This is a genomic window from Ruegeria sp. YTSB088, from assembly GCF_059609825.1.
Genome location: NZ_JBXWMM010000024.1, coordinates 1 through 26,778, shown reverse-complemented (window position 1 = coordinate 26,778; position 26,778 = coordinate 1). Strand labels below are relative to the sequence as shown.

Annotated in this window: 21 protein-coding genes, 7 pseudogenes and 1 other annotated feature; of the genes and pseudogenes, 21 read left to right on the top strand and 7 right to left on the bottom strand. The window is 56.9% G+C overall.

The genetic code is table 11. From position 1 onward, the window contains the following. Positions 1-324: 324 nt before the first annotated feature. A pseudogene (locus tag AC2FFA_RS22195) lies at positions 325-539 on the bottom strand (IS3 family transposase); the annotation flags it as partial. A 79-nt stretch (positions 540-618) separates the two neighbouring features. Here AC2FFA_RS22195 and AC2FFA_RS22190 point away from each other — a divergent pair. From AC2FFA_RS22190 to AC2FFA_RS22165, 6 genes and pseudogenes are all read left to right on the top strand, one after another. Next, positions 619-2,076 (top strand): class I SAM-dependent methyltransferase, encoded by a 1,458-nt coding sequence (locus AC2FFA_RS22190; protein ID WP_496853276.1) that lies wholly within the window; start codon positions 619-621, stop codon positions 2,074-2,076. 155 nt (positions 2,077-2,231) lie between these two features. After that, positions 2,232-3,095, top strand: coding sequence for a class I SAM-dependent methyltransferase (locus AC2FFA_RS22185; protein WP_496853275.1), 864 nt, complete (start codon positions 2,232-2,234; stop codon positions 3,093-3,095). A 51-nt stretch (positions 3,096-3,146) separates the two neighbouring features. Further along, positions 3,147-4,064, top strand: coding sequence for an NAD-dependent epimerase/dehydratase family protein (locus tag AC2FFA_RS22180; RefSeq protein ID WP_496853274.1), 918 nt, complete (start codon positions 3,147-3,149; stop codon positions 4,062-4,064). A gap of 370 nt (positions 4,065-4,434) precedes the next feature. After that, positions 4,435-5,688 carry a glycosyltransferase family 4 protein gene (locus tag AC2FFA_RS22175; RefSeq protein ID WP_496853273.1) on the top strand — a complete coding sequence of 418 codons (1,254 nt, stop codon included), beginning with the start codon at positions 4,435-4,437 and terminating at the stop codon, positions 5,686-5,688. A gap of 12 nt (positions 5,689-5,700) precedes the next feature. Beyond that, positions 5,701-6,435, top strand: coding sequence for a glycosyltransferase family 2 protein (locus AC2FFA_RS22170; RefSeq protein ID WP_496853272.1), 735 nt, complete (start codon positions 5,701-5,703; stop codon positions 6,433-6,435). Between the two features lie 738 nt (positions 6,436-7,173). After that, positions 7,174-7,848: pseudogene (locus AC2FFA_RS22165) on the top strand (tyrosine-type recombinase/integrase); the annotation flags it as partial. Between the two features lie 27 nt (positions 7,849-7,875). Here AC2FFA_RS22165 and AC2FFA_RS22160 read toward each other — a convergent pair. After that, a protein-coding gene (locus AC2FFA_RS22160; protein WP_496853271.1) for an IS3 family transposase occupies positions 7,876-9,029 on the bottom strand; the annotation gives its coding sequence in 2 pieces (ribosomal slippage) (positions 7,876-8,768 and positions 8,768-9,029; 1,155 coding nt in all). Positions 9,030-9,055: 26 nt separating this feature from the next. On the opposite strand from AC2FFA_RS22160, the pseudogene AC2FFA_RS22155 reads away from it, so the two are divergent. The 8 genes and pseudogenes from AC2FFA_RS22155 to AC2FFA_RS22120 all read left to right on the top strand — a co-directional run. Beyond that, positions 9,056-9,337: pseudogene (locus AC2FFA_RS22155) on the top strand (tyrosine-type recombinase/integrase); the annotation flags it as partial. A 12-nt stretch (positions 9,338-9,349) separates the two neighbouring features. After that, positions 9,350-9,631 (top strand): transposase zinc-binding domain-containing protein, encoded by a 282-nt coding sequence (locus AC2FFA_RS22150; RefSeq protein WP_496853270.1) that lies wholly within the window; start codon positions 9,350-9,352, stop codon positions 9,629-9,631. A 62-nt stretch (positions 9,632-9,693) separates the two neighbouring features. Beyond that, on the top strand, positions 9,694-10,926 hold the full coding sequence (locus tag AC2FFA_RS22145; RefSeq protein ID WP_496853269.1) for a tyrosine-type recombinase/integrase: 1,233 nt from the start codon (positions 9,694-9,696) through the stop codon (positions 10,924-10,926). Further along, on the top strand, positions 10,926-11,831 hold the full coding sequence (locus AC2FFA_RS22140; RefSeq protein WP_496853268.1) for a tyrosine-type recombinase/integrase: 906 nt from the start codon (positions 10,926-10,928) through the stop codon (positions 11,829-11,831). The genes AC2FFA_RS22145 and AC2FFA_RS22140 overlap by 1 nt, the downstream gene beginning before the upstream one ends. Continuing rightward, positions 11,828-12,196, top strand: a complete 369-nt coding sequence (locus AC2FFA_RS22135; RefSeq protein ID WP_496853267.1) for a site-specific integrase — start codon at positions 11,828-11,830, stop codon at positions 12,194-12,196. The genes AC2FFA_RS22140 and AC2FFA_RS22135 overlap by 4 nt, the downstream gene beginning before the upstream one ends. Before the next feature lie 3 nt (positions 12,197-12,199). Continuing rightward, a complete protein-coding gene (locus AC2FFA_RS22130; protein ID WP_496853277.1) occupies positions 12,200-12,817 on the top strand; it encodes a tyrosine-type recombinase/integrase in 618 nt (205 codons plus the stop codon). 103 nt (positions 12,818-12,920) lie between these two features. After that, positions 12,921-13,922, top strand: a pseudogene (locus AC2FFA_RS22125) (IS91 family transposase); the annotation flags it as partial. A gap of 702 nt (positions 13,923-14,624) precedes the next feature. Continuing rightward, on the top strand, positions 14,625-15,374 hold the full coding sequence (locus AC2FFA_RS22120; RefSeq protein ID WP_496853266.1) for an FkbM family methyltransferase: 750 nt from the start codon (positions 14,625-14,627) through the stop codon (positions 15,372-15,374). A 94-nt stretch (positions 15,375-15,468) separates the two neighbouring features. Here AC2FFA_RS22120 and AC2FFA_RS22115 read toward each other — a convergent pair. Beyond that, positions 15,469-15,930 (bottom strand): annotated as a pseudogene (locus AC2FFA_RS22115) (Tn3 family transposase); the annotation flags it as partial. 30 nt (positions 15,931-15,960) lie between these two features. On the opposite strand from AC2FFA_RS22115, the pseudogene AC2FFA_RS22110 reads away from it, so the two are divergent. Continuing rightward, positions 15,961-16,452, top strand: a pseudogene (locus AC2FFA_RS22110) (IS6 family transposase); the annotation flags it as partial. A gap of 121 nt (positions 16,453-16,573) precedes the next feature. Then, positions 16,574-17,422 (top strand): CmcI family methyltransferase, encoded by an 849-nt coding sequence (locus AC2FFA_RS22105; protein WP_496853265.1) that lies wholly within the window; start codon positions 16,574-16,576, stop codon positions 17,420-17,422. Between the two features lie 478 nt (positions 17,423-17,900). Here the strand turns inward: AC2FFA_RS22105 and AC2FFA_RS22100 are convergent, their stop codons facing one another. The 4 genes and pseudogenes from AC2FFA_RS22100 to AC2FFA_RS22085 form a co-directional block, all read right to left on the bottom strand. Continuing rightward, entirely contained in the window at positions 17,901-18,128 is a 228-nt protein-coding gene (locus tag AC2FFA_RS22100) for an IS3 family transposase (RefSeq protein ID WP_496853264.1), read from the bottom strand. 64 nt (positions 18,129-18,192) lie between these two features. Continuing rightward, positions 18,193-19,602: an IS30 family transposase gene (locus AC2FFA_RS22095; RefSeq protein WP_496853263.1), complete on the bottom strand. Its 1,410-nt coding sequence runs from the start codon at positions 19,600-19,602 to the stop codon at positions 18,193-18,195. Further along, a complete protein-coding gene (locus tag AC2FFA_RS22090) occupies positions 19,517-20,329 on the bottom strand; it encodes an IS3 family transposase (protein ID WP_496853262.1) in 813 nt (270 codons plus the stop codon). The genes AC2FFA_RS22095 and AC2FFA_RS22090 overlap by 86 nt, the downstream gene beginning before the upstream one ends. After that, positions 20,183-20,294: a sequence feature (AL1L pseudoknot), on the bottom strand. It overlaps the preceding gene by 112 nt. 40 nt (positions 20,330-20,369) lie before the next feature. Further along, positions 20,370-20,624: pseudogene (locus tag AC2FFA_RS22085) on the bottom strand (transposase); the annotation flags it as partial. Positions 20,625-21,387: 763 nt separating this feature from the next. On the opposite strand from AC2FFA_RS22085, the gene AC2FFA_RS22080 reads away from it, so the two are divergent. The 5 genes from AC2FFA_RS22080 to AC2FFA_RS22060 form a co-directional block, all read left to right on the top strand. Continuing rightward, complete coding sequence (locus AC2FFA_RS22080) at positions 21,388-22,092, top strand: hypothetical protein (RefSeq protein ID WP_496853261.1); 705 nt, start codon at positions 21,388-21,390, stop codon at positions 22,090-22,092. Between the two features lie 201 nt (positions 22,093-22,293). Then, positions 22,294-22,500, top strand: coding sequence for a helix-turn-helix domain-containing protein (locus AC2FFA_RS22075; protein WP_496853260.1), 207 nt, complete (start codon positions 22,294-22,296; stop codon positions 22,498-22,500). 165 nt (positions 22,501-22,665) lie between these two features. After that, positions 22,666-24,363, top strand: a complete 1,698-nt coding sequence (locus tag AC2FFA_RS22070) for a hypothetical protein (protein WP_496853259.1) — start codon at positions 22,666-22,668, stop codon at positions 24,361-24,363. Further along, a complete protein-coding gene (locus AC2FFA_RS22065; protein ID WP_496853258.1) occupies positions 24,363-25,406 on the top strand; it encodes a tyrosine-type recombinase/integrase in 1,044 nt (347 codons plus the stop codon). Before AC2FFA_RS22070 ends, AC2FFA_RS22065 begins: the two co-directional genes overlap by 1 nt. Beyond that, positions 25,403-26,778, top strand: a 1,376-nt coding sequence (locus AC2FFA_RS22060) for a recombinase family protein (RefSeq protein ID WP_496853257.1), incomplete at its 3' end; no start/stop codon positions are given. The genes AC2FFA_RS22065 and AC2FFA_RS22060, both read left to right, overlap by 4 nt.

Here is a 26,778-nt window from a genome sequence, read left to right as displayed (position 1 = left end):
CGAAGGTCTTCCTATCCGCAATCGCACTCGCAGCTACCGTCCTGTTCTGGCTGTAATTTAATGAGTCTGGAGCCTAGGATGTCGATTTTTTGCCCATCGACTTTGTCGGTTGAGATATCAAAAATGTTCTTACCAAGGTGCCGTTTCTGCATTGGTGACAGTTCTAATCGAGCCATGGAAAACCACCGTTCCTGTGTTTTGGTTCGAAGCTGTATTCACATCCTTCACACCCCTATCGTGTCCACAGATTTCATTGACCAATACGTTTGATTGCTTCGAACGAAACACGGTGAGGTTGTGACGCGAAATCACTGCGCTTGCACGACCTTGCAGGATACGCCGTTGGGTGGATCGATGTTGTCCCATCACCAGACAGTCCCCGCATTCGGATACCTTGAACTGGCTGCGTGTGTGATCGATGCAAGCTCGGCGGTGAGCTGGGTTTAGAAGTTTCCCTTTGCGGCTTCCGCTAGGATAAGCTTGTTCAACGTCAGATCAGACACCGCGCGTCACAATCGCTCGTTTTCCTTCGTAAGCCGAACGGCTTTCTGCGCTTTACCCCCGAACAGCAAACGGCTATCTATCGCTTCAATGTGCTGCTTGGGGATTTGAACCGGCATGTCCGACTTGAAAATAACTGATCCTGTGTTCGATGCAGCATGGGAGACCGTCAAAGATTACACCATGACCAGCCGCGAACGCGGGTATGCATTGTGGTGTGCAGTCAACACGGTAATCGACAACGACATCAAAGGGTGCATTGTCGAATGCGGGGTTTGGAAAGGCGGGTCAGCGATGCTGATCGCTTTGGCGCTCAATCAGCGCGGCGTCGCACGTGATATTGTGCTTTTCGACACGTTCTCGGGCATGTCTGACCCACTGCCCGAAGATATCGATATCAGCGGGGATCATGCCTCGGTTCTCATGGCTGGCAAACACGGCCCCGAGATCGCGGAACTCGTCAAAGCCGAAGCTCCGCTTGACCAAGTTCGCGAGGCTGTCGAAAGCACCAGCTATGACATGCGTCTTGTTCGTTTTGTTGAAGGGAATGTCTGCGACACACTTCACAAGACGCAGACGCTCGACATCGCGTTGCTGCGGCTTGATACGGATTTTTACGACAGCACACTGGCCGAGCTGAACCATTTATATCCGCGCCTGTCCCAAGGCGGCGTTATGATCATTGACGACTATGGCCATTGGCAAGGTGCCCAAAAGGCCGTGGAAGAGTATTTCCAGATAGTCGATGAAACAGGTCACAAACGCCCGATGTTGTGGGTCATCGACTATACGGGTCGGGGTGCAGTTAAGATCGAACCCACGGGTACGACAGAGATCGAGCGCTATGACTACATCCCGCCGGGGATGGAGCCGCCCGATCTGCATTCGCTGTTTCCCCACGCTGTTGCCGGGGATCCTTGGACTGTAAACTGGCCCTATCTTCGTTGCCCTGCCCCCCATGTGTGGCGGTATGACAACCGACACAGGGGCTATGTCACCGGGAATGCGTCGGTTGAAGAAGCGGCCTGTCTTTATACATTTGCCAAGCAATTTGCCGGCAAGCGCGGAATCGAAATCGGCACCTATTATGGCTGGACCGCTGCGCATCTTATGGCGGCGGGCCTTCGTTTGGATTGCGTCGATCCCGCATTCGCGATGCCAGATGTTGAGTGGGACGTTCGCAATGTCCTGGACAAAGTTCCGGGGTCGAATGGCTATACACTTTGGGCAGAGCCGTCGCCCCAATGCACTAGCAAGGTAAGGGATTCGGATCCTGAACCTTGGTCCTTTGCTTTCATTGACGGCAACCATGATGACCATGCACCGCGCGATGACGCGCGCGGAGTTCTGCCACATCTCGCAGAAGATTGCATGGTCATGTTCCACGATTTGACGTCACCATTTGTCGAAGCCGGGCTTGACGTTTTTCGCGAAGCCGGGTTTGAAACACGCATAATAAATACAATGCAGATCATGGGTGTTGCATGGAGAGGCAATGTGACCGTTCCTGATCACATACCCGATCCAAACGTGCCACACCCGTGGCCTGGACATCTACAAAAATACTTCGCCTAAAACGGTCCAGTACCAACCAAAACGAGTGGGACATGAAGCGTATTTCCCGGGCCATCAAGGCACTGAACCGCAAAAGCGCTCCAGCGCCGACAATGGCTGTTAAAAGTCCCCAAGCAACAGAAGCTGCATCACATCAGCGGGAGGCCTCTGAATCCATGGCAAATATCTGGGAAAACCTAGTAACACTGAACTCCGACGCTGAACCGAACTTTGTATTGCTGTCCCGGGCCGGTGAATATCTGGCGACAGATTCTAGAGCGGCTGATTGGGCCGATCTCAATTATCACGCCGCTCTGGAACGCGATCACTATCCGATTCCTGAAACTGCGGATCGGGAAGGGTATTATGGCGCAGACCACTTTAGCTATTGGGCAAGCGGCTTGAAAGATGCCCAGCTTTTGGACGATGTTGTCAGATACCATGGCACCGGCGAGCTAAAAGCCTGTCTTGATCTTGGATGTGCTTCGGGGCGCGTGCTGCGCCATTTGGCACTGGAAAACCCGAATTGTCGGGCCATCGGCTGTGATATCAACCGTCTTCACGTCGAATGGTGCAACGCACATCTCCCGCCGAACTGCTCTGTGTTCCAGAACCATTCGATTCCGTCGCTGCCGATTGAAGACAATTCACTGGATGCGGTTACAGCCTATAGCGTCTTTACGCATATCGAAGCGCTTGAAACCGCGTGGCTGGCTGAAATTCGTCGCGTCCTCAAACCCGGGGGCATTGCCTGGCTGACGGTGCATACAGAACATACGCTGGCCGATATGAATGAAGGCTGGCCGCTTTGGAAACCGACGATGGATCACCCGGATTCAGCATCGCTTTTGGATGAAAACCGGAACTTCAAAGGCGATCGCATGGTGCTGCGTTGGCTGGCTGAGCGGTCGTATTCCTCGAATGTCTTTTACAAGTCCAACTACTTGACCAGTCATTGGACGCGTCAGCTGGAATTGCTGGAATTGCGCAGACGTCATCCGAGCTTTCAGGATGTGATGCTGATGCGGAAACCGCTCTGAGCAGCAGATATGTTCGTCGAACGTAAGGACCTTTTGTAAGAGAGAAATATCATGCGTGCTATTGTGTTGGGAGGCAATGGATTCATCGGCTCACATGTTGTCGATGCTTTGCTTGCCGGTGGGCACACGGTCACGGTCTTTGATCGCGTGCCAGACAAATTTCGAGACCCCCTGCCGGGTGTAGAATATTTACTGGGCGACTTTCAGGACAAGATGGCGATAGCCGAAGCCCTGAACGGCAAGGACGCGGTCTTTCATCTCGTTAGCACGACTTTTCCGGGCACGGCCAATCTGGACCCCAAGGCGGACGTTACCGGGAATTTGATTGGCACGCTGAGTCTGATTGAAACGATGAACTCGATGGGGATCGAACGTCTGGTCTATCTGTCGTCAGGGGGCACCGTTTATGGACCAGCCCCAGGACACCCCATTCCCGAAAATCACCCTCTTAGCCCAATAAACTCGTATGGAATCGTTAAGGTCGCGATTGAGCAATACCTGAACATGTACCAAAAGAGTCATGGGCTGAGGCCGATCGCAATTCGCGCCGCCAACCCCTATGGCCCACGTCAGGCCCATACAGGCGTTCAGGGTGTCATTTCCACGTTCTTGAGACGCATCCACGAAAATGAACCGATCGAGATTTGGGGGGACGGGCAGGTCGTACGAGATTACCTGTATGTCGAAGATCTGGCCGATCTTTGCGTTAAGGCCGCCGAGACCGATTTTTGCGGGGCCGTGAATGCGGGGTCTGGACAGGGCCGATCCCTGCTCGACGTGATCGATGCGATCTCGCGCGTGACCAAAACGCCGCTTGAGCCTGTCTTCAAACCTGGTCGGAAAATCGATGTGCACTATTCCGTTTTGGATATCTCCCAGGCCAAGGCGCTTTTGGATTGGGCCCCATCGGCAGATTTCGACCGAGCCTTGGAACAAACCTGGCAATGGTTGCAAAACACATCCAGCTAATGTGCAAATGCATTACACGCTGCCTAATATGGACAGTACTCAGAAGACCAATCAGAAATAACGTGCAACCCTCTACATTTTTTGGCCATCAAATAGGACCGAAATTCAGATGCCTTATCCAGATGAAATCGAATATCTTTACGACAGGCTCGCATATTTTGAACGTAATTCGACGCGATCGTCTTGGCTATTTCGTCAATTGGGCAGAAAGATCAAATATTTCCCACGCGATTTGTCGCGCAGATTGCGTCGCTCAATAAAGAAACGGCGCATACGCAACGAGACGGCACATCAGGTTGACACCCCGAGTACACACGAAAAGGTAGAAACCACCACGCCGCGAAAAGCGTCATGGGAGAACGACTTTTTCATGTCCGCTGAGATGCTGAGCTTAGTTGCGAAAGCCCGCAGCTTTGATCCCGAAATCGGGGAACTTACCGGCGATGAGCCACATTTGAAGCCGCCTGCAAATGATGCAGGCTACGAAAAATTGCGTGAGGCGACCAAGGCCCTGCCAAACTCACGATACGACACGGTTGTTCTGATGCCCGCCGGCCGCATGGGCGGCGCGGATTTAGTCGCCGCCATCCTGGTTCGAGCGCTCGTCAAATCCAAGAAAGTTCTAATTCTTCGCACCGACGACTCGCACTGGGAATGCCCGCGCTGGTACCCGGAAGATGTCGATTCCATTGATATTTCTCCGTATCTGAAAGACATTCAGAACCGCCACCAAGGCATCCAGCTCCGCCACCGCGCGCTTTACGTCATTCTCACCGAAATCGCCGCGCCACAAATCTTTAACGTCAACAGCCGCCTGGCGTTTGAGACCATGGTGTCCTATGGGCCCCAGCTTGCCAGCCAGTTCAAGCTGTATGCCTATTATTTCTGCGCGGACCGGACCGAGAACGGCAACGAAACAGGCTATCCTGTTCTGTTTTTCCAGAACATTTTCCGCCACCTGGATGCGGCAATCCTAGATACGAAATATCTGGCAAACATACTCGAAAACCGGTTTTCCTTGCCGCCGTCAGAAACCCAGCGGCTGAAAACCATCTATACGCCCGCCCAGGTCGACGCCGAGCAACAGCCGGTATCCGAACGCCCTAAGTCAGAACCGGATCGCAGCCGCCCCCGCATCTTGTGGGGTGGGCGGCTTGATCGTCAAAAACGTTTTGATCTGGTGGTACAGATCGCCCGTGAGATGCTGGATGTCGACTTTCTGTGCTGGGGCAAGGCCGTTCTCGACAAAGCCCCTTCGATGAAAAAGACGCCTGAAAATCTTCACCTCAATCCTCCCTTTACGGATTATGACGAGCTGCCTTTGGCGGATTGTGAAGGCTGGCTTTACACATCTGAATGGGATGGGCTGCCGACAATCCTCATTGAATTGGGCGCGTTGGGCATGCCGATCACAGCCAGCGCCGTCGGAGGCGTCCCTGAACTCATTGACGAGGAAACCGGCTGGCTTGTTCCGGAAACCGCAAGCGTCGATGAGTATGTCGCTCAGATTCGCACTATGATTGATGATCCCGAGGCCCGCGTGTCGCGGGGCCGCGCGCTTCAGCAACGCGTGCGGGAAAGACATTCGATGCAGGCTTTTGTCGATTCAATTGATTCAATTTAAGGCGTATATATCATGACCGATCAACCTCATGTATCAGCCATTGTCACAGCGCATCGCGAAGGCCTGATGGCCGGGCCTGCGGCGCGCAGTCTTTTGACCGCTGTGGCAGCCGCTGAAAAGGCGGATGTCAGCTGCGAGATCATAGTGGTTCTGGACATTGCCGATGACCTGACCCGCGATGTTCTGAACGGCGCATTGGGTGAACGCGCAAAATACGTCGAAAGTGCGACTGGCGATCCCAGTCTCGCACGGAACACAGGAATTGCCGCCGCCACGGGCGAACATGCATGTTTTCTGGATGCCGATGATCTGTGGTCTGAAAACTGGATTTCAGCGGCTGTCGCGGCCGCCCGGAAACGTCCCGATGCCATTCACCATTCCGCCTGCAACATGGTGTTTGGGTTCCAGAGGCTCATGTTCTGGCACGTGGATTCAGAAAGCGACGGTTTTGACGATTCCTATCTGGATTGGAGCAATTACTGGGATGCCCTCAGTCTTGCCAAAACTCAGATCTATCGGGACACCCCGTTTGAAGCCAACGAGCTTTCCAAGGGGTTTGGCCACGAAGACTGGCACTGGAACGCGATCACGATTGCCAAAGGTATTCCTCACAAACCTGTGGCGGGCACCATGCATTTCAAACGAGCGCGGACCGGGTCTCAGATGAGCAAGGTGGATTCCGTCGGCGGCATTCGTGCGCCTTTGGGCGATGGCGAAATCCTGCGCATGCAGGACTCCTGGACCTGAACGACAGCGATATTTGGGTTGCAATAGACCTGAGCCCCCACGAATGGGAGGCACCGCAAAGTGTGAGGCAATTACGCTGCCACTTTGCCGTCTGCGCACGCTTTCAAGGGGTCGACGCCTGTTAGACCCAACAGCACCGAGTCGAGTGTGTGGCCGCCTCCTGGAGCGCAAACAGAATCTTGAGGTGAACAAGACAGATTCTTCACCAGAGCATTCTGAAACCGGTGGTTAAGTGTAATGACCTGCAATCACAATCCGTTCGGCTTGCAAACATCCCGGATTCTCGCCCGAATTAACTGCGACTATCCGGGGCGCCAAACCCACATTATTTGAGAATGAGCCCAGATTGTGTGCGACCAGCTTGCAATCATCCGCCCCGGGTTCACATTAAATGCGAATAGGATTTTGGACTTGTTTTTAAGCGCCTGCATACGTCTGGCTTCCCACCTGAGAATTGCGGCGCTGAATGTAGATACTCGGACGGGATTTCCGGACAATATTATTCAAGGTCTCTGGGCGAGTGTTCTGGGGCGTCGCGGTGTCTGGGAAACCCCCGTTTCCCAGACCAGCCGTTCAGACAAAGCGCAGCGGATTCATCGAACTAGCCCAAGGACTAAGCCGCTATCGCGGCAATGGCGCTTGTGGTTGGCGTTTCGATTGATACCAGATCTGGCCGCGTTTTGAGTGGTTCCAAACTTGCCTGACGATTGAGCTTTCTCAATCGGACAGGAGGTTCCCATGACACAGGAGAAGATGAGCCCGCTGCGTGCGCGGATGTTGGAGGATATGCGCATTCGCGGGATGGGTGATAAGGCCCAGAAGGCGCATATCAGAGCGATCAAGGATTTTGTCGCGTTCCTCGGCCACTCGCCGGATACTGCCACGCCTGAGGAGCTACGCGCATACCAGTTGCATATGACCGATACCGGAGTGACGCCCTCGACCTTCAACACGCGGATCGTGGCGTTACGCTTCTTTTTCGGCATCACCTGCGGGCGCGAAGACATGAAGCGTTTCATGCAGTTCAAGACCCAGCCCAAGAAGCTACCGGTCGTCTTCAGCGTGCAAGAGGTGTCGGACTTATTGATGGCGACACCGGGGCCTGGGCTGAAGTATCGGGCCGCCCTCAGCATCTCCTATGGTGCGGGACTGCGCGCTTCGGAGGTCTGTAACCTCAAGATCAGCGATATCGACAGTGACCGGATGTTGATCCACGTCGATCAGGGCAAGGGCGGCAAAGACCGCAAAGTCATGTTGTCGCCCGGGCTGCTGGGCCTGTTGCGGGAATACTGGAAAGAGGCGCGCCCTGAGGGGTGGCTCTTTCCCGGCAAGCCCAAGATCAACCCCATCTCATCACGCCAACTAAACCGGGCGTTCACGTCGGCCAAGCATATGGCGGGCTGTGCTACCCCCCATTAGTTGGACAGTATCTGGCGTAATTTAAGCTACTCTTTGCACCTGCTGATCGGGTTGGGTTGTGTCATTTCGCTGCCAGTAGATCACAGCGGGTGGTTTGCCGCCAAGGGCGGAATGAGGGCGCTTTTGGTTGTAGAACTCGATCCACTTTCTGATGCCAGCTTTGGCCTCTGATCCGGTTTCCCAGGCATGCAGGTAGACGCATTCATACTTCAGCGACCGCCACAGCCGCTCGACAAAGATATTGTCGAGGAAGCGGCCTTTGCCATCCATCGAGATGCGCACGTTTGAGCGCCGCAATCTGTCCGTCCAAACAAACGACGTGAACTGGCTGCCTTGGTCGGTGTTCATTATGTCTGGTGCACCGAACTTGTGGATCGCCTCATTCAGCGCATCAACGCAAAATCCAGCCTCCAGCGTGTTTGAGATGCACCATGCCAGCACCTTGCGTGTATGCCAGTCCATGATTGCCACGAGGTATAAAAAACCCCGCCGCATGGGCAGATACGTGATGTCGGCGCACCAAACCTGATTGGGCCGATCCACCCGCAAGCCACGCAACAGGTAGGGGTATATCTTGTGCCCCTTGGCGGCTTTGCTCGTGTTTGGCTTCAGGTAGATCGGCATGAGGCCCATCAGTCGCATCAAGCGTCTGATCCGCTTCTCATTGACCACGTGGTCATCATTGCGCAGATGCCATGTCATCTGACGCACACCGTAGAACGGGGTCTCCAGGAACTGCTTGTCGATCAGGCGCATCAGATCAAGGTTCATTTCGCCCTCGCCCTTCGGCTCATAGTAAAATGACGACCGCGAAATCGACAGCAACGCACATTGCTTACCGACTGACAGACCTTTTAGGTTCGGCTCAATCATCTTACGTCTCACTTGCCGGTCCAAGGTTTGAGCTTTCTGGCCAAAAAATCGTTGGCGACGGCCAACTCCCCGATCTTGGCGTGCAGGTCTTTGACCTGCTCTTCATCAACCTCAGGGGTCTTCCGACCGCCGCGCTCAAATACGCCTGACGCACCTTCAAGTAGAGCACGCTTCCATTGATGGATCATCGTAGGATGCACCCCAAACCGACTGGCCAGCTCGCTAACCGTTTCTTCGCCTTTCAGCGCTTCCAAAGCCACCTTGGCTTTGAATTCCGGATGATGTTGCTTTCGTTTCGACAAATCTGATCTCCTTCGTGTTGAGGATCAGCAGACAACAAATCGCAGCTTACGTCAGTGTCCGAATTTCGGGGGGTAGCTCAGGCATTTCCAAACCGGCGACGCTACATACTTTGCGGCATAGCTTCGCGACCCACCTCTTCGAGGCCAATACTGACGTTCGAGTGATCCAGGTTCTGCTCGGCCACGCCAAGCTGACAACCACGGCGCAATACACCCATGTCGCCACCAAAACGATCAAGGATACGGTCAGCCCATACGAGATGCTGGCTGGCCTGCAAGATCAGACCCTAAAACGAAGCCGAGAGTGATTGGACGCCGGGGTGTCCCGGCCCAAACTGGAGATCGCTGACATTTTTAGAAGGCATGGCCCCGCGTGGCGGCAGGCCAATGCAGGGCATGTCAGCCTCTCACAGCTCAAAGTGATGTCGGCCATTGAAGCTTGCCGAACCGAATCTCTCGGCGGGCATGTGGCCGCGTGTACCAAGTGTGAACACCACCACATCGCCTATAACTCCTGCATTATGGGCAGATCCTGTAATGGGGAGTTGGCGTGCCGAAAGGGGTATTTTTCCGTGACTTGCGGCACATTTTTATCTCCATAACAGAACGATCCTGTGTCTCCGTTGATGCGGCCACTGATGGCCGGTCACAAACGGAGACGAACATGTTGGATATCTACTTCTCGGCACCGAAGATGCTGGGGCATTTGCGGGCTGGGCCAAGTGGCCCATACCTTGACGGTTTTGCCGCCGCGCTCGATCGTCAGGGCTATAGCGCCGACACGGCCGTGCGATATTTGCGGGCGGCAGCGCATCTCGGCCATGTCGTGGCGCGGGGCGGAACAATGCCGCGCGACATTGATCTGGCCGTGTTCAGCGAGCATTTGCGCACTTGCCGATGTCCGCGTGCCATGGGAGGGCGACGCAACCACCACACCATTTTCGGTGCCAGGCTCTTTCGTCAGCACCTTGTCGAAATCGGTGTTTGCCGGTCCGCTGCTCCGGCTTTGCAGCATGCCGAGCCGTATCTGGTGACTGACTTCAAGGTGTGGCTGCACAAGCATCGCGGGGCGTCCGATCCCACCATCAAGCTCTATGCCCGTGGCGCCTCGCTCCTGATGGCAGCACTCGGGGACGATCCTGAGCGGTGGGAACCGGCTGCCGTTCGCAGCTTCTTCCTGGACCGCGCTGCACAGTGCGGCAATCGAACCGTCGAGAAGCTGACGACCAGCCTGCGCGCGTTTTTGCGATATCTTGCTGTCACAGGCCGCTCCCGGGCCGGTCTCGTCGAAGCCGTTCCTGGCTATGCCCGGTGGCGACTTGCAGATTTGCCGCGATATCTATCAACGGAGCAGGTCAACCGGCTGATTGCGGCTTGCGATGGCGAAGTCGTTGCGCGGCGGCGTGATCGCGCAATCGTCCTTCTCCTGGCTCGCCTCGGGCTGCGGGCCGGTGACGTGGCACAGCTCCACCTCGACGACATCGAGTGGGAAACGGGCTCGCTGCGGGTCTCGGGAAAGTCGCGCTACGAGGTGCGTTTGCCACTTCCTCAAGACGTCGGGGATGCGATCGCAGCCTATCTCGCGTGCCGCTCTTCGGCATGCCAGAGCGATCACGTGTTCCTCCGCAATATCGCGCCGTTTCGGCCGTTCCGGAGCGGCGACGGCGTCTCGTCGGTGGTGAAACGCCTCATGCAGAGGGCCGACATTGTGTCGCCAGTCAAGGGCGCGCATGTCTTGCGACACACTGCAGCAACCGAGATGCTGCGCCATGGCGTTCCGCTCGAGAAGATCGGGTTGGTCCTGCGGCACAGAGGCATCGATACGACGGCCAACTATGCCAAGGTCGATGTCACGCTCCTGAAGAGGGTTGCGCAGCCCTGGCCGGAGGTTCTGTGATGTTGAAAGCCATCGAGGCATATCTTGCACTCCGCCGTGCCACCGGATTCGCAATGTTGAATGCAGAATATCTGCTCAGGAGCTTTGCCGCCTTTTCGGCCGAGCGCGGGCAAAGGCATGTCCACACGCAAACCGCAATTGAATGGGCAGCGCAGGGACCGTCTGTCGCGCAACGTGATGCCCGATTGAAAACTGTCTGCCGTTTTGCACTTCATGTCCGGGTCGAAGACGCCCGGCATGAGCTGCCGCCGGCCCATCACTTCGGCGCCCGCAAGACGCGGCGCATGCCGCATATCTACACGGCAGCGGATATCGATCGCCTCATTGAGGCTGCCCTTCGGCTTCGACCCAAAGGCGGCTTGCGCTCACGGACCTATGCGACATTGATCGCGCTGCTCTCGGTCGCCGGGTTGAGGATCTCGGAAGCCCTGAAGTTGACGGTCGCCGAGGTAACGGACGACGGCCTGCTGATCCGTGAGACCAAGTTCCGGAAAACCCGCCTGGTGCCGCTGCACGACACGGCAGTGGCGGGCTTGAAGGATTATCTGGCGCTTCGCCGGCCCTGTTCGGCGGCTGATCCAGTGTTCGTGGACGCGCGTGGGCTGCCGCTGCGCTATATTGCGGTCAAGGAAACCTTCGACAGGTTGGTCGCCAGGACCGGTGTTGTACCGGCGACGAAGCGCCGTCCGCGTCTGCACGATCTGCGACACACGTTTGCGGTTCGCGCGCTGCAAGGCACTTCGCTGGATCGCAGCCGAAGCAGCGCACATATGACGGCGCTGGCGACCTACATGGGTCACGTCAACATCCATGCAACCTACTGGTACCTGGAGGCCACCGCCGACCTCATGCGCGATGTCGCCGCGGCCAGTGAAGGGTTCCTCATCGAAGGGAGGCAATCATGACGCCGATTGCGCCCCTCATCGAAGCCTTCCTGGATCAGACACTCGCCCGCCAGCGGGGCGTCAGCCGGCATACGCGCGACTCCTACGCCCTGAGCTTCCAGTTGCTGTTCATCTTCGCTGCAAAGAGGCTGAAGGTCTCGCCATCGGCGCTGACGCTGGAGCAACTCGACGCCAATCTCATCAGCGCTTTCCTGGAATATCTCGAGGATACGCGCAAAAACGCACCGGTGACGCGAAATGTCCGGCTGGCGGCCATCAAATCCTTCTTCCGCTTTCTCGAATACAGGCAGCCGGCAGCCCTGGAGCATATCCGGCGTGTCCTGGCGATCCCATTCAAGAAGACGGATCAACGCCTGGTCCCCTAGCTTCTGAGGGAGGAGCTGCAAGCGGTGCTCGACGCTCCGGATCCCGCCACGCGCGATGGCATCCGCGACCGGGCCATGCTGCATCTGGCGGTTTGTGCAGGGCTGAGCGTGTCCGAGCTGACGGGGTTGCAGCTTGATGACATCGACCTGACGTCGATGAGCATTCGCGTCCTGGGCAAGGGACGGCGGGAACGGACGCTTCCCCTGTGGAAGACGACGGCCGCAGCTCTGCGCGCCTGGCTCGCCGTTCGGGGACGGGTTCAAGCGCCCGAGGTGTTCGTCAACGCCCGGGGAGAGCCGCTGAGCCGATGGGGCTTCGCCTATCTGCTCAAGCAGCATGCAGCGACTGCCGCTCAAGCACATCCCGGCCTCAACAAGAAACGTATCTCGCCTCACGTGCTCAGGCACACATGCGCGATGATCATTCTGCAAGCAACGCAGGACATCCGCAAAGTGTCACTGTGGTTGGGACACGCCACTCTGACGACCACAGAAATCTACACGCGTGGAGATCCGACAGAGAAGCTCGACGTCATGGAAACGATCGTTCCACCGCATTTGCGGCGCGGCGCGTTCCAGCCGTCCGACAGGCTGATCGAGCTCCTCAAGCGCCCTTCGTAATGGGGACTTGGGTTGGCGGCGCGGACACCGGAACACGATCGCATCGCCGCCAACTCCCCATTACAGGATCTGCCCATAAGGCAGGTAATGGGCGACGCCCATTACTTGCAAGAACCGCCACTGCCCGAAGTGTCAGGGGCCAGCCGCACGCGATTGGATGCAAGCCCGCGCCAAAGACCTGCTTCCAGTCGAGTATTTCCACGTGGTCTTCACGATGCCCGCTGAGATCGCCCAGATCGCGTACTGGAACAAGAAGGCAGTCTACAGCCTGCTGTTCAAGGCATCATCGGAAACGGTGATGACAATCGCCGCCGATCCCAAGCGCCTTGGGGCGAAGGTCGGCATGACAAGCGTGTTGCATACCTGGGGATCGGCGCTGACGCACCATCCGCACATCCACATGATCGTGCCGGGTGGCGGCCTGTCACCGGACGGCACAAGATGGATCACCTGCAAGCCTGGTTTCTTCCTGCATGCGCGCGTGTTGGCGCGCCTATTTCGTCGCCTATTCATCGAAGGACTGTTGGCACTGCACCGAGCGGGAGAGCTTTCCTTCTTCGGTGATCACAAAGGATTGGCTAATACCAATGTCTTCACCAAGTGGCTCGCCCCGTTCCGCAAATCCGAATGGGTGGTCTATGCCAAGCCACCCTTCGGCGGGCCGGAGGCTGTGCTCGCCTATCTCAGTCGATACACCCACCGGGTTGCCATCTCGAACCATCGTTTGGTCAGTGCGGATGCCGATACCGTCGCGTTTCGATGGAAAGACTACCGGACCAAATGTGGTGACCGCCACAAGGTCATGCGCTTGGCCACCCCCGAGTTCATCCGCCGTTTCCTAATGCATGTCCTTCCTGACGGGTTCCACCGCATCCGGCACTACGGACTGCTGGCCAGCGGTCTCCGTAAGACCAACCTTGCCAAGATCCGTGCGCTGCTCAGGCAGCAGCCACCCGAGCCGGAAGCGCAAGAAAAGGCGGAACCTGCCCCGCTCACCTTGCGCGAACCATGCCCCTGCTGCGGTGGCCCAATGCGCGTGATCGAATTCTTCCGGCGCGGCCAGAAACCGATGTCCCGCGCGCCACCTCGAGAGCAAGCCGCATGACGCAACGCCCGTCCCACATCGAACGCTCATACCGGCAGCGACCAGCTGCACCGGATCGGTCAGGACGTGTTGAGTTTATGCCTCGTTCCAATATAGCTGCGATGCTGGCGGCATGGGGCGCTCCGAAAGCTTCAAAACACGAGGTGAAACCTCCGAATACCGCTCAGCAAGGCACAAAACGGTCCGTAGGAACAATGGTCCCATCAACCACCTGCACACAATCCCCATAGACACCGCCCAGCCCCCGCGGCTTCCACCTTGGGAGATTTTCCAACGCGGGCCGCCAGAGCACAAAGCCGCACCCTCACACCCCGGCCCGCATCGAAAAATCTTCACCAAAGAAGACAGTAGGCGCTTCCTCAGAAATCTGCACTCCTGCGCGGATGTCGGCTCTGCAGGCAAAGGCTATATCTTTGCCAAACCGCGGAGTTGACAAAGTAGCGATGGAGCTCATTGCGTTGACTTGGGAGATCATTGGACTTGCTTACTTGGCGCTTCGCAAGGTTTTTGCCGTAAATTTCGCTCATGCTAGAACGCCAAGCGGCCAACCGACCATTAATCGGCCATGCAACAAACATCTCGGCCACGCCGTGTGTCTCTCAACCAATTTCGCAGGTTGCTTTCGAGCGCTACATGCTAGAAATTCTTGGAGTTGGGTAACCGCTTCAGAGAGCGGAAGAACGCGTGCGAAAGGCGGTAGTTGTGAAGCACCAAGCTATACAAGACGACTTAATTTACGATTTTGGCGTGCACAAAGGATATGATACAGAGTTCTATCTCAAAAAAGGGTTTCGCGTGCTTGGCCTCGAAGCCGTGCCAGAACTGTACAACGTGGCGGTTGAAAACATCAGTGCGTTCGGAACCCGTGCGACACTTATTAACAAGGCCCTGTATCACCGGGCAGGCGAGACAGTTTCTTTCTTTACGGTTCCCAATAAGGATGACTGGGGCAGCCTGGATCGCAACATCGCCGAAAAAGGCGTGGAGACTGCGGTCGAGATCGAGGTTCAGACAGTGGATCTCATGACCCTCTTCGAGACCTATGGCACACCGTATTATCTCAAATGTGACATGGAGGGCGGCGATTTGATCATGCGTGAGCAGCTCTTGTCCTGTGTGCAGCGACCTCGTTTTGTGTCAATCGAGATGAACGACGGGAACGAACCCGACATCTTGATTAATTGCGGCTATGAGGTTGGACAGATCGTCAACCAGTGGTTTAATCCATTCAAGACCCCGCCGAAGCCCCCGCGCGAGGGCAGCTTTGTCGAGGCACAGTTCACGGGCGAAATGAGCGGGCTTTTTGGACGCGAGCTGGACCCTACCAAGTGGCGCCCGCTAAGCGAGATTGCCGACATCTACCGCCAATGGCACACATTGCGGGCGCTCGACCAGGAGCTTGCTCCCGGCTGGCTCGATCTACATGTCTGCCGGGCCGCGGCCCTTGCCTGATGGCCTATGTCCGCTGCGCTGACCAAGCCACTCTTAACCGACATTCCCCACGGCGCATGGCCAATTCGCCAAGCCGCAGTACCCGGTCATCCACCTAAATCTTAAAACGCGATTCCAGGCTTTGCATCCATTCCAGGGCAAACAAGGTCCGCTCCAACAGCCCCAGTTTACGTAGGGCGATTGCTAGTCCGTTTTGCCGCGGGTATGCGGACAAGCTTTTGAGGATCGCTGATGCGGTGGTGGTCCCGGCCTTGATGGACGTTGCCAGCCTGAGGATCTCGGGCCAGTTATCGACAATGTGACCTGCTTTGATGGTGCCGCCAATGAAGGGTGCCATGATGGGCGGGGATTTCATGCCGGGCAGGAGATACAATTTGCGATCCTTGAAGTTTCGTAAACGCGGTGCGAAACGGAAGCCCAAGAGATAACACAGGGCAAAGACGTGATCCGTCGCGCCACCAGTGTCCACATGATGCTCTTCGATTGCGACGCCCGATTGGTGGCGAAGCAGACCATCCAAAACAAAGGGCGCTTCGCTTTCTGTAGCGGTGATGACCGTCGAGGCTTCACCGCGAGCGTGCAATCGAAGAAGCGACCAACGCTGAGTTTCTGGTGCATGGACGAAACCTATCTCCGTGTGCGCGGAAAGTGGATGTATCTCTATCGAGCGGTCGACAAAGCGGGAAACACCCTTGATTTCATGCTGTCTGAGCGACGAAATCGTCCAGCAGCAACCAGGTTCTTTACCAAAGCACTGTCGTCCAACGGGATCCCAAACAAAATCGTCATCGACAAAAGTGGCGCAAATGCAGCTGGCATTCGAGAAGTGAACAGGATCCTGAAGCGGTTCGGTTGCCCAGCCAAAGTACAGACGATTAGGTCCAAATTTTTGACCAACATGATCGAACAGGATCATCGGTTCAAAAAACGACGTGTTCGGCACATGTGTGGGTTTAAGTCGTTCGAATCCGCTTCCGCCACTTTGGACGGCATCGAGGTCGCCAACATGATCCGGAAGCGGCAATTCTCTAGTGATACGACCTCCGGCTTTCGGATGTTTGCTGAGATCGCAGAATAACTGCGTCTAGCATATCGCTGGCTTTCGTCGTTCCAAAAGTTTGCGATACTACCTCTTGTCTTACATGAATCCTAGCGTCAGTATGCCAGTGACATTGTTCCGCTCGGGATATGTTACACAAATGGATGAACAAATGACTTCGAAACCAAATCCCTCAACATCGCTACCAACCGAGCCGGTTCAGATGCAGGTTGTTGCAGCGCAGGAAGACCCCGCCGAAGCACTCGACCCGCTCGCTGAACACACTTCGAACCCCGATGTGCGTCCGCAAGAGCAGAACATCGACAATGAAGAAGGTGCTTTCGGTACGACCCCGCCTGTGCCGAGACCGTTTGGATCAACTTTCACGCCAGACATCTTAGCCGCTTACCATGCTGGTGTGATGAAGTATCAGTACCGGGGAGTGACATGTCTCAAGAGTCCCATTGATCTCGCCGTCTATATGTTGATCCTTTTTGAGAAGAAGCCGGGCACCATCGTGGAAATCGGATCGTTCCACGGTGGCGCTGCGATGTTCTATCGAGACATTACCCGAGCATGGGGACTTGATACCCAGGTCATCACCGTGGATTTCCGCTCTAACCAGTATCAAGACGAGCAGGTTGGGGCGGAAGGGATCGAATTTGTGCAGACCGACGCACTAAAACTCGATGGTAGCGATTTGGAAGAGCGACTGAAAACCGCGCCAAGGCCGTGGATGGTGATCGAGGATAGTGCGCATACGTTTGAAGTGTCATACGCGGTATTGGAATACTTCAAATCACGCATGCAAACGGGTGAATGCCTTATTGTCGAAGATGGCATCATCGAGGATCAAGGTGCGAATTGGCGTTATGATGGTGGCCCGAACCGCGCCGTTCATGAGTTTTTCTTAAATAATCCCGATGAGTATCGCCTTATGGAGAACTACAACGACTTTTTCGGATATAATCTTTCATTCAATCCAAACGGATATCTGGAAAAAACCTGAACAACTTTTAGCGCTCAAGCGGGCGCGCTAGGACGACAGATTCTGGAGGATGTTTCGCGATAGTGCGACTGGGAACGACAAAGCATAAGCGACTTCCTGCTGAGAGGTCCGGTATCGCCAGAATGCGATCCGTAGACGCAACCCAATTCTTGATTGGTAGCAGTGCCTAAGCGGCCGGGCGGAAGGGTTCCTTCAACCGGCAGTTACGTCCGCGACCCGGTCATTGCTGACCCTGAAAGCACTACAGGTCGTACGAATGGCGGGAATGCGAAACCTGGAACCTCACGGCAGGTCCTTCAATCACCGGCATCCAAGAGCAATGTCCAATTCGGGCAATGTCCACAAACCGCAGTTACCTGCCGTTCAGGCGTTCCTGCCCTACGGCAACTCCGTCCCGCGTCTTGCTCATTGCTTGACGAAATCTCGCTGCGCCCGGTGTGGAGTTCGTCCCTGTTTCCGGACAGTTTGATTATTGACCCTATGCCGCGCTTTTCCAAGTCATGGTTTCGTATCCTTGCGCGGGGGTTTGGTAACCGATGGCGGAATGACGCCGCTGGCGATTGTAGAAGACCTCAATGCACTCGAAGATCGCGGCCTTTGCCTGGACGCGCGTTCCGAACCGGTTTTGGTGCACCAACTCCTTTTTCAAGGACGCAAAGAAACTTTCCATTGGAGCGTTATCCAGGCATTCGCCGGTTCGGCTCATTGACTGGATGATCTTCGCGGAGCCGAGCAGCGCACGGTATTCGCTGCCAGCGTATTGGGCGGATTTAACCGGTCGTCGCAACAGTTTCTATCTTATCGTTTTTGAGCAGCTGGTCGATAGCTTCAACTGGTGTTTTCCACCCTAGAGTTTTACGTGGTCGCGTATTCAAAGCATGGGCAACAGCGTTTAGCTCGTTGACGCCGTGTTTGCTGAGGTCTGTCCCCTTGGGGAAGTATTGGCGGAGCAAACCTTTGGTGTTCTCATTGCTGCCACGCTGCCATGGGCTTTGAGGGTCGCAGAAGTAGACCTCGAGACCGGTATCGATACGAAGCTGCGCGTGTTGGGCCATCTCGGCGCCTTGGTCCCAGGTCAGCGAGCGACGCAGGTGGACAGGCAGGCTACTGATCGTCTCTGCGATGGCATCGCGGACCGCTTCGGCACCGTGACCGGCGAAGGCAGGTCCGTTTTTGACTGGTTTGGCTGTCCCGTGCCCCTTCATGCGTGGCAGGTGCAGGAGCATGGTGAAGCGGGTTGTGCGTTCAACCAGCGTGCCGATCGCCGAACTACCCAGTCTAAGAATGAGGTCCCCCTCCCAATGACCTGGAACCGCCCTGTCGCTGATCTCTGCCGGACGATCGCTGATCATCAACGCATCAGTGAGGAAAGACTTGCCGCGATTGCGTGCGCGTTTGCGCGGTAATCTGAGAGCGCGGCCGGACCGCAGACACGCGGAGAGCTCTCGCTTCAGCGCACCGCGCCCTTGGATGTAGAGAGCCTGGTAAATGGCTTCGTGACTGATGCGCATCGTCGGATCCTCGGGGAAGTCCACCTTCAGGCGCTGCGCAATCTGTTCCGGGCTCCAGGCAGACGACCAGCGACGGCTTTGCCGGTGAACGGCCCGCCGCCCTCTCCATACCACAACAGGCCCATCGAAGGCGATGCCGTCTGGTGTAGCGATGAGGCCGGACAGCCGATCCTGCACGTAGTCGCGCAGGGCGGGATTGAGCGTGAGCTTGCTAGCTTTCGGCCGCCTAGCCGCACGATCAGCATGCCATTGTGCGTTGATCGCACGGTAGTCGAAGTCTCCGCCACGGGTTGCCGAGTTGCGCCTGATCTCTCGGGAGATCGTGCTGGGCGATCTCTTCAGCTTCCGGGCGATGGCACGGACACCTGTGCCCCTCGCGCACTCCAAAGCTATTTCCTCACGTTCTGCGAAGGAAAGGCTACGGTTCTTCGGTAAGGGCGCCGATGGCGCAAGATGTGTGGGAGGCATTCCGCCAGAACTCCGAAACCATCGGGTTCCAACAGGGGCAGAGACACCGGCTTCAACGGCACCATCCTCACTGGATAGCCCCTCTGCAACGGCCCGCCAGAACCGGCATAGATTCTCACGTTGCCAGACTGGCGGCCTTCCTGGAGAGTTTAATTTGTCCCGAGTCGAACGTTCGGACTTTCGTCTGCCTGTTTTTGTCATCTACACCTCCATCAAAGGGGTGTTGCGACGACCGGTTGAATCCGCCTTGGCTGCCCCGGTCGCTGTGGTGGATCAGACTATCCGCCTCAGATGGGGTCCGTTGGAAAACAGCCTGGTTGAGAGCATCCAGCACGAACCCCGTAGTCATGGACGTCGAGACACGCCAACCGACGATGCGGCGGGCGAAGACATCGATGACGAAAGCGACGTAAACCATGCCCTGCCAACTTGAGACATAGGTAAGGTCACTGACCCAGAGCTGGTTTGGCATGTCGGCTGTGAAGTCGCGATTGACCTTGTCGTCCGGGCACGGCTGAGATGTATCCGGGTTGGTCGTGATCGGCTTTTGACCGCGTACAACACCCTGTATTCCCATAACTTTCATCAGACGTTCCACTGTGCAGCGGGCGATGTCATGATTGTTTCGGCGCAGTTCATGCCAGATTTTACGCGCGCCATACCGCTTGCCGCTACCGTCAAAGGCATCCTTGATCTTCTTGCGATCGATTGCGTCCTGCTTGGCTCGGTCTGACGCCAGATCAGGATCACGGGCAATGGCTGCATGGGCGTAGAAGGTGGAAGGGGCAATCGGCAGCACCCTGCAGATCGGCTCGACCCCGTGGACCTCTCGATGTTCTTCGATGAAGCCGATCATCGCCTGAACGGGCGGTCGAGCTCCGTCCCACTGCGCGGCAGTCGCCGCTTGCGGCGATGAGAGCAGGGGCACAATACGCAGATGCCTTCTTCAGGATCTCATTGGCCTGGCGCAGTTCCTTAACCTCGCGCTCCAAATCTTTGATGCGATCCTTCTCTTCGCTCGTCAGCCCCGCGCGTTCGCCGTCATCGCGCTCCGCCTGCTGACACCAAACACGTAAGCTGTCTGGCGAGCAGCCAAGCTTCGGCGCAATCGCTTTGTAGGCAGCTGAATCGCTGGAGTAATTGACACGGTTCTCTCGAAACAACCGGACGCCGCGTTCACGCAGCTCGGCAGGATAGGCGGGGGTATGTGGTCTCTTCGTCATAGGGCTCACCTTTGGAGTGTTTTACTCTCCGGTAAACCCGGGGCAGTTCAATGTGCTAACGAACCCGCCGTGGGTGTTCTTTTTCCGAACTTCGCCGGAGCACGGCCGTTCACCTTGTCTTTGCATCAGACAATACCCGGCCCCCGCTCCTTCCCCCCGTCATGCGGGAGAAGGCCCTTGGCTTCCCGTCCGTATCCACGCGATGCCGTTTGTCGATGGCCAGCCGCTTCCCCGCAGGCTTCTCACCTGCCCTACCAGAGCTCTCAATTGAGATGGCAGTCCCCGATCAACCCGCCTTCCTTTTGGGATCAATGGCGAGCAGCCGGTGGGTTTCGTTGTCGCGTTTCTGCGCCAGTCCAGAAGGAGCCGACTTGGCGCGGGGTGGGGTAGTCCCCGGAACATGTCCTGTTCTTGGTGGCCGGTGAGCAGGCAAGCCGTGGCAACTGTTTTCGACGTGTCGGCAGCAATGGAAAACAGTCGGTCCAAACCACATGCTACGGGACCATTCCGGTGCAGTCACTGACTGCCCGCAGGTCCGACAAAACTGTGGCAATCGCAGATGGGAAGGTCGAAGTGTGACGATCCAAATTGTTTCTGCGGTCGGAACACTAATGGGATTGAGTCGGATTTTCTCAACCGTCCGCGGCAGTCAGCACCACACCAGTTGAGAGGTTCTAATTGCTGATTGAGCCGTATAGGGTTTGTGACTGGCGGTTCCGAACAACCCGCCTGTTAGACCAAAAGTGCTTAGGAGCAGGCTTGCATGGCAAAGAAATCAGTGAACTGGAACAGCCGGAATTACGACCCACAAGGCGCGTTAAGTGAAGCCATGAGAACAGACCTTGCAATCAGGTTTGATATCAAGGGTTGCGAGTTGGACAACTTGTCACACAACCTCGCCTTTGCGATGGCTCCGGGCACCGTCAGACAATCCATTGTGACCATATTCCGGCAGATGGAAAAAGGCCCGGAGCAGTTGGAGGCCGTGTTGCAGGATCTGCGCCGGGCGGAACACTTCTTAAAGAGAGCGTCACAAGGATTCTCAAATCTCCGTATCGATTACCCGAAGGCTGGGCATGGGGCAGACGATCCCAACAGGCTTTTGCACGGTCGGTTTGATGACGCCGTGACCACTGTCGAAGAAATTGACCACAGCCTGACCCGAAGCGCTGGAAAGTATTCCGCACGCACACTCGACGAACCGGACAAGCGGAGGACCAGGGACGAAAGACGAACCATTGTCCTTTGGCAGATCTTCGAGTTCTGGGAGCGTATCGGTCGCCGGGTCAGCTATAGTACAGATGGTGTAACCTCCGAACGCCGGGGTCCCCTTGTGGACTTCGTGAATGCCGTGGTCCCCTTGCTGTCCAATCCGCCAGCGTCGATCAGCGGTGAGACGATCCGGAATGAGATACGGGAGTGGCGGACAGGGCGTGATGCGATGGCAAGTGTTCCGATCCCGGAATAAATTCGAGATCAGCACACTTCGACCTGTTTAGCCCGCGTTGTCATGGTCATGGCATGACACGCGTTCCTGCCATACCCCCTTCTGACGACCACGCGCACCAGCAGGTTGAGACAGCGATTGACCAGTTGGTCCGACTGCTAGCGGGCCAAGCGGTACGGGAACTGGGCCGGAACGCCTCTGACCAAAAGGAGGCGCATCAGGATGCCACAGATCAATCCAAAGAAGAGCCGAACCCGCCAGCTTCTGACGGTGAAGGACATCGCTGAACTGGACAATTGCTCTGAGAAGACGGTGCGCCGTGCCATTGCCGCGGGCCTGCTCGAGGTCAACCGGGTTGGTCCCGGCGGACGCCTTATCCGCATTGATCCGGCAGCTCATGCAGCCTACCGGCAGGCACATTGCTGGTAGTCATTCGCGACCAGTAATGTCCATTATTGTCAGTGTATTAGGAGTTTTTCGGGAAGAGGCCATCTCCGAAAGTTTCTGACTTTTCATGTTATGGTTTTCCCGAATCGGACCTCCTGTCCACACCCGACCACCCGAGACCTGATCTGTCCAAAGGAACACATCCCGATGACGAGCCATAGCCCCGTTCCATTGACACTTGCCTTCGTCAAGGCCGACACTCCGATGTTTGCCGAGCTTATCGAACGGTTGCGCTCTGACACTTCTCTGTCCGACGCACGCCGCCGCGATATGATCTCCGGCCTGCGCCGTACATCCAAAGCCCTTGGATTGCCTCCTGAGGATGTGCCTTGCGATAGCCGCTGGTTGCAGTCCCGTCTGTCCAAAGTCACACCGGCTGCACTCGGTCTTTCACCAAAGAGCTGGCAAAACGCGGTCAGTGATGCACGGGCTGCGCTCGCGCATTTCGGGCTGGTGGAACGGCGCTTCAACCGGATCGATGATCTGTCTCCCGATTGGCAAGCGCTCTGGGCGAATGTACTGGCGTCCGGCGACAAGACATTGCAACCCGCGCTCTGCCGCTTCGTGCATTTTTTGAACCGGCAGGGCGTTGAGCCTGCCAACGTATGTTCAGACCATGCCGCGGCCTGTCGAGAAGCCCTTGTGCATAACGAGATCAGCAAATCACCGGATGTCGCATATCGGGCTGCGGTCAACGGCTGGAACCTGGCGGTCCGACGTATTTCACAATGGCCCAAGGCCACCCTGCCCCTGGAAACGCGCCAGAAGGTCATCACCTTTCCCGTGACAGCATTTCCTACGCCGTTCCAAAGCGAGCTTGCAAAATTGATGCATCTTCTAGCCACTCCGGACCCGCTGGCAGATGACGGTCAGAACAGGGCACTCCGACCCGCGACCCTGTCCCAATACCAAAGACAGTTGGTTCGGTTTGCCTCCGAACTCGTTCACTCTGGTATCCCGATCGCGGAGATTAGCAGTTTGTACATCCTGGTCGATCCGCTGATAGCGGAACGTGGTCTCCGCCAGATGCTATCGCGCACCAACAACCAGACCACAAAGATGATCAGCGAGATAGCCGCGTTGGTCCGCAACCTGGCCCGGATACTCAATGCACCCGAACACACCCGGGAATCACTGGCTGGGCTTGCAGCGCGTCTTGCGGTAAAACCTCAGAATGGCATGACCCAAAAGAACCGAAGCAGGCTACGCGTGTTGCAGGAGGAGCGACACCAGCTGCGCCTTCTGCTCCTGCCTGAACGGGTTTTCGCGCGACCAAGCGGCACCTCCAAGTCGTATGGCTGGGCTCTGGCGCGCGAAGATGCGCTCGCCATCGCCATCCTTCTGGTCTGCCCGGTTCGCGTGAAGAACCTGGCTGACATCCACCTGGAACGCCACCTGCACCGTCCCGGCGATGGCCGAGCCTACCTGGTTCTGGAAGGCGGCGAGACCAAAAATGAGCGACCTGTCGAGTTCGAGATCCCACGGGATGTATTGCGCATGATCGACGCCCATCTCAAAACTCGCTGTCCGGAACTCTGCCCCGCGGGAACGCCTTGGCTGTTTCCGCGCCGAAAGAGTTGCAATCCAATCGACCCGAACGCCCTTTCGGCACGCATCTCCAAACGGGTCCGGAAGGAAACGGGGTTGGAGATGAATGCCCACCTGTTTCGGCATTTCGCGGTGATGAACTGGCTCGACGCCAATCCCGGCGGCTACGAGGTTGCGCGCCGTTTGCTCGGGCATTCGGAGGTCAGCCACACCATCAACATGTATTCCGGTCTTGAGGCACGGTCGGCGACACGCGCCTTTGCTGACCTGATCGATGCCAAGAAAGGGCGTCGCTGATGAGCCTTATTCTGCCGCCCGACGAATGGCCCGCGCAAGACCAGGAGATGTGGCTCAACCTTCAGGCGGGAGGTGGACCGCTTGACGATTGCGGCGCGCTCTCACATCTACGCGCGACCTCGCTGAAGGCTTTGGAGTTGCGCTATGCCCGATGGCTGCAATGGCTGATTACAAGCGATGCGAATGCGATCACACTGCCTCCGGCTCGACGCGCGACTCTGCCGCGCCTGTCCGCTTGGCTTCGGGACCTCTCACACACCCGGCCAATGACCCGGTTGATGTTCATTGACGGCGTTTTGCGTATCCTCTCCGCGGCTGACCCGACACAGGACTGGTCCGCTCAGCGGAGATTGAAAGCGGGATTGAAGCGCACCGCAGGACGGGGTGATCGGGATCGCAAACTTGGGCGTGTGTTGTCCAGCGAGGTTCTATTCCGTGCAGGGCTGATTCTGGCGACGGGTCATGCAGAAGCGGCGCCAACACCGCTGCGCCGTATGATGTGCCTGCGGGATGGCACCATGATTGCCATGCTGGCTTTGATGCCGATGCGGCGACGCGCCTTTGCCGGTCTTCGGATTGGCATATCCTTGCATGTCACAGCAGACACCATGACCGTCGCGCTCCCGGGGGATCTGACCAAATCAGGGCAGCCATGGGAGGCTGATGTTCCCCAGAGCATTGAGCCTCTCTTGCGTCGTTATGTCAACGAAGCCCGCCCCTATTTTTTGGAGCGTGGCCAACAGCAGCACGATGTCCTATGGGTTGGCAAAACTGGCTTACCTTTCAAAGAAAACGCGCTAGGCCCCCGAATTGCTGATCAAACGCTTAAGCTGACGGGTCGCCGCATCCCACCGCATTTCTTCCGGGATGCCGCCGCAACGACATTGGCGCGCTCCTCTCCGGAACACGCAAAGCTGATCCGACCAATATTGGCTCATACGAGCTTCGGAACGGCAGAGCATCACTACATTCACGCCCAAACCATTGAAGCAGGCCGCGACTACGCGAATCTGATCAACCAGAAGAAAAAGGTCTGTCGATGACCCGAGTCGCAATCTATGCCCGTTTCTCCAGCCAGATGCAGCGAGACGCATCGATCGAAGACCAGATGCGACTGTGCCGGGAGCGGGCAGAACGCGAGGGCTGGACCATTGTTGAAGCCTATTCGGATCGGGCGGTCTCTGGCGCGTCCATGTTGCGTCCCGGGCTGCAAGCGCTCTTCAATGCAACCCAGGAAGGACGGGTTGATCTGATCTTGGCGGAGGCGCTGGATCGCTTGAGTCGAGACCAGGCAGACATCGCTGCGATTTTCAAACGCCTGAGCTTTGCAGGGGTCGGCATCATGACTCTGACCGAAGGCGAGATCAGTGAGTTGCATGTGGGTCTCAAGGGGACCATGAACCAACTGTTCCTCAAAGATCTGGCAGATAAAACTCGGCGCGGTCTTCGCGGGCGGGTGGAGCTTGGACGCTCCGGTGGCGGCAACAGCTATGGCTACGACGTCGTCCGGCGTCTCGGGCCCGACGGCCAACCTGTTACGGGGGAACGAGTGATCAACGCAGCGGAAGCTGAGACTGTCCGACGGGTGCTTCAAGAGTTCACCGAAGGGCACTCCCCAAAAGCCATTGCGCGCCGCCTCAACACCGAGGGTGTCCTAGGCCCCCGAGGTAAATTATGGCGTGACACGGCAATCCGGGGGCACCGCACTCGTGGAACCGGCCTTCTTAACAATGAGCTCTACATCGGCCGCCTGGTCTGGAACCGGCTGCGTTACATCAAGGACCCCGAGACCGGCAGACGCGTTTCCCGTCTCAACGAGCCCTGCAAATGGATCATCACGGAGGTCCCCGAGCTGCGGATCGTCGGGGATGAGCTTTGGGAGGCGGTCAAACAGCGGCAAGGCGAGATCGAAGCCGATCCTCGCGTCAAAGCCATCAAGGAAACCCGGTTTTGGGAGAAGCGTCGCAAGAAGCACCTCCTGACAGGTCTTGCATTCTGCGGCACCTGCGGAGGGCCGCTCGCGACAGTCGGGCGCGACTACCTCGCCTGCTCTGCTGCCCGCAAACTCGGCACTTGCACGCACATGCAATCCATTCGCCGCAACGTTCTGGAAGACGCCGTTCTGGATTTGCTTCGTCAGCGTCTGATGCAGCCCGACGCAGTGGCCGCTTTTATCAAGTCCTTCAGCGAAGCCGCCAACGCAGAAGCAGGTACAGCGGAGGAAGTCCGGACCCGTCTGCAAGCCGAGCGGGACAAAGCTGCGCGCAAACTGAATGGGTTTTATGACGCAATCGCTGAGGGCATTCGCACCACCGGACTTCAAGCAAGACTCGAAGAGCTTGAAGCGCAGATCGCCGATCTTGAGGCGAAGCTCTCAGAACCTACGCCCTCACCGGTGCGACTGCACCCAAATCT

Bases quoted from the DNA above. Each gene is read 5' to 3' on its own strand.
- AC2FFA_RS22190 (WP_496853276.1), top strand. From the start codon at position 619: ATGTCCGACTTGAAAATAACTGATCCTGTGTTCGATGCAGCATGGGAG.
- AC2FFA_RS22185 (WP_496853275.1), top strand. From the start codon at position 2,232: ATGGCAAATATCTGGGAAAACCTAGTAACACTGAACTCCGACGCTGAA.
- AC2FFA_RS22180 (WP_496853274.1), top strand. From the start codon at position 3,147: ATGCGTGCTATTGTGTTGGGAGGCAATGGATTCATCGGCTCACATGTT.
- AC2FFA_RS22175 (WP_496853273.1), top strand. From the start codon at position 4,435: ATGTCCGCTGAGATGCTGAGCTTAGTTGCGAAAGCCCGCAGCTTTGAT.
- AC2FFA_RS22170 (WP_496853272.1), top strand. From the start codon at position 5,701: ATGACCGATCAACCTCATGTATCAGCCATTGTCACAGCGCATCGCGAA.
- AC2FFA_RS22145 (WP_496853269.1), top strand. From the start codon at position 9,694: ATGTTGGATATCTACTTCTCGGCACCGAAGATGCTGGGGCATTTGCGG.
- AC2FFA_RS22140 (WP_496853268.1), top strand. From the start codon at position 10,926: ATGTTGAAAGCCATCGAGGCATATCTTGCACTCCGCCGTGCCACCGGA.
- AC2FFA_RS22135 (WP_496853267.1), top strand. From the start codon at position 11,828: ATGACGCCGATTGCGCCCCTCATCGAAGCCTTCCTGGATCAGACACTC.
- AC2FFA_RS22105 (WP_496853265.1), top strand. From the start codon at position 16,574: ATGGATGAACAAATGACTTCGAAACCAAATCCCTCAACATCGCTACCA.
- AC2FFA_RS22100 (WP_496853264.1), bottom strand. From the start codon at position 18,128: ATGAGCCGAACCGGCGAATGCCTGGATAACGCTCCAATGGAAAGTTTC.
- AC2FFA_RS22095 (WP_496853263.1), bottom strand. From the start codon at position 19,602: ATGACAAAAACAGGCAGACGAAAGTCCGAACGTTCGACTCGGGACAAA.
- AC2FFA_RS22080 (WP_496853261.1), top strand. From the start codon at position 21,388: ATGGCAAAGAAATCAGTGAACTGGAACAGCCGGAATTACGACCCACAA.
- AC2FFA_RS22075 (WP_496853260.1), top strand. From the start codon at position 22,294: ATGCCACAGATCAATCCAAAGAAGAGCCGAACCCGCCAGCTTCTGACG.
- AC2FFA_RS22070 (WP_496853259.1), top strand. From the start codon at position 22,666: ATGACGAGCCATAGCCCCGTTCCATTGACACTTGCCTTCGTCAAGGCC.
- AC2FFA_RS22065 (WP_496853258.1), top strand. From the start codon at position 24,363: ATGAGCCTTATTCTGCCGCCCGACGAATGGCCCGCGCAAGACCAGGAG.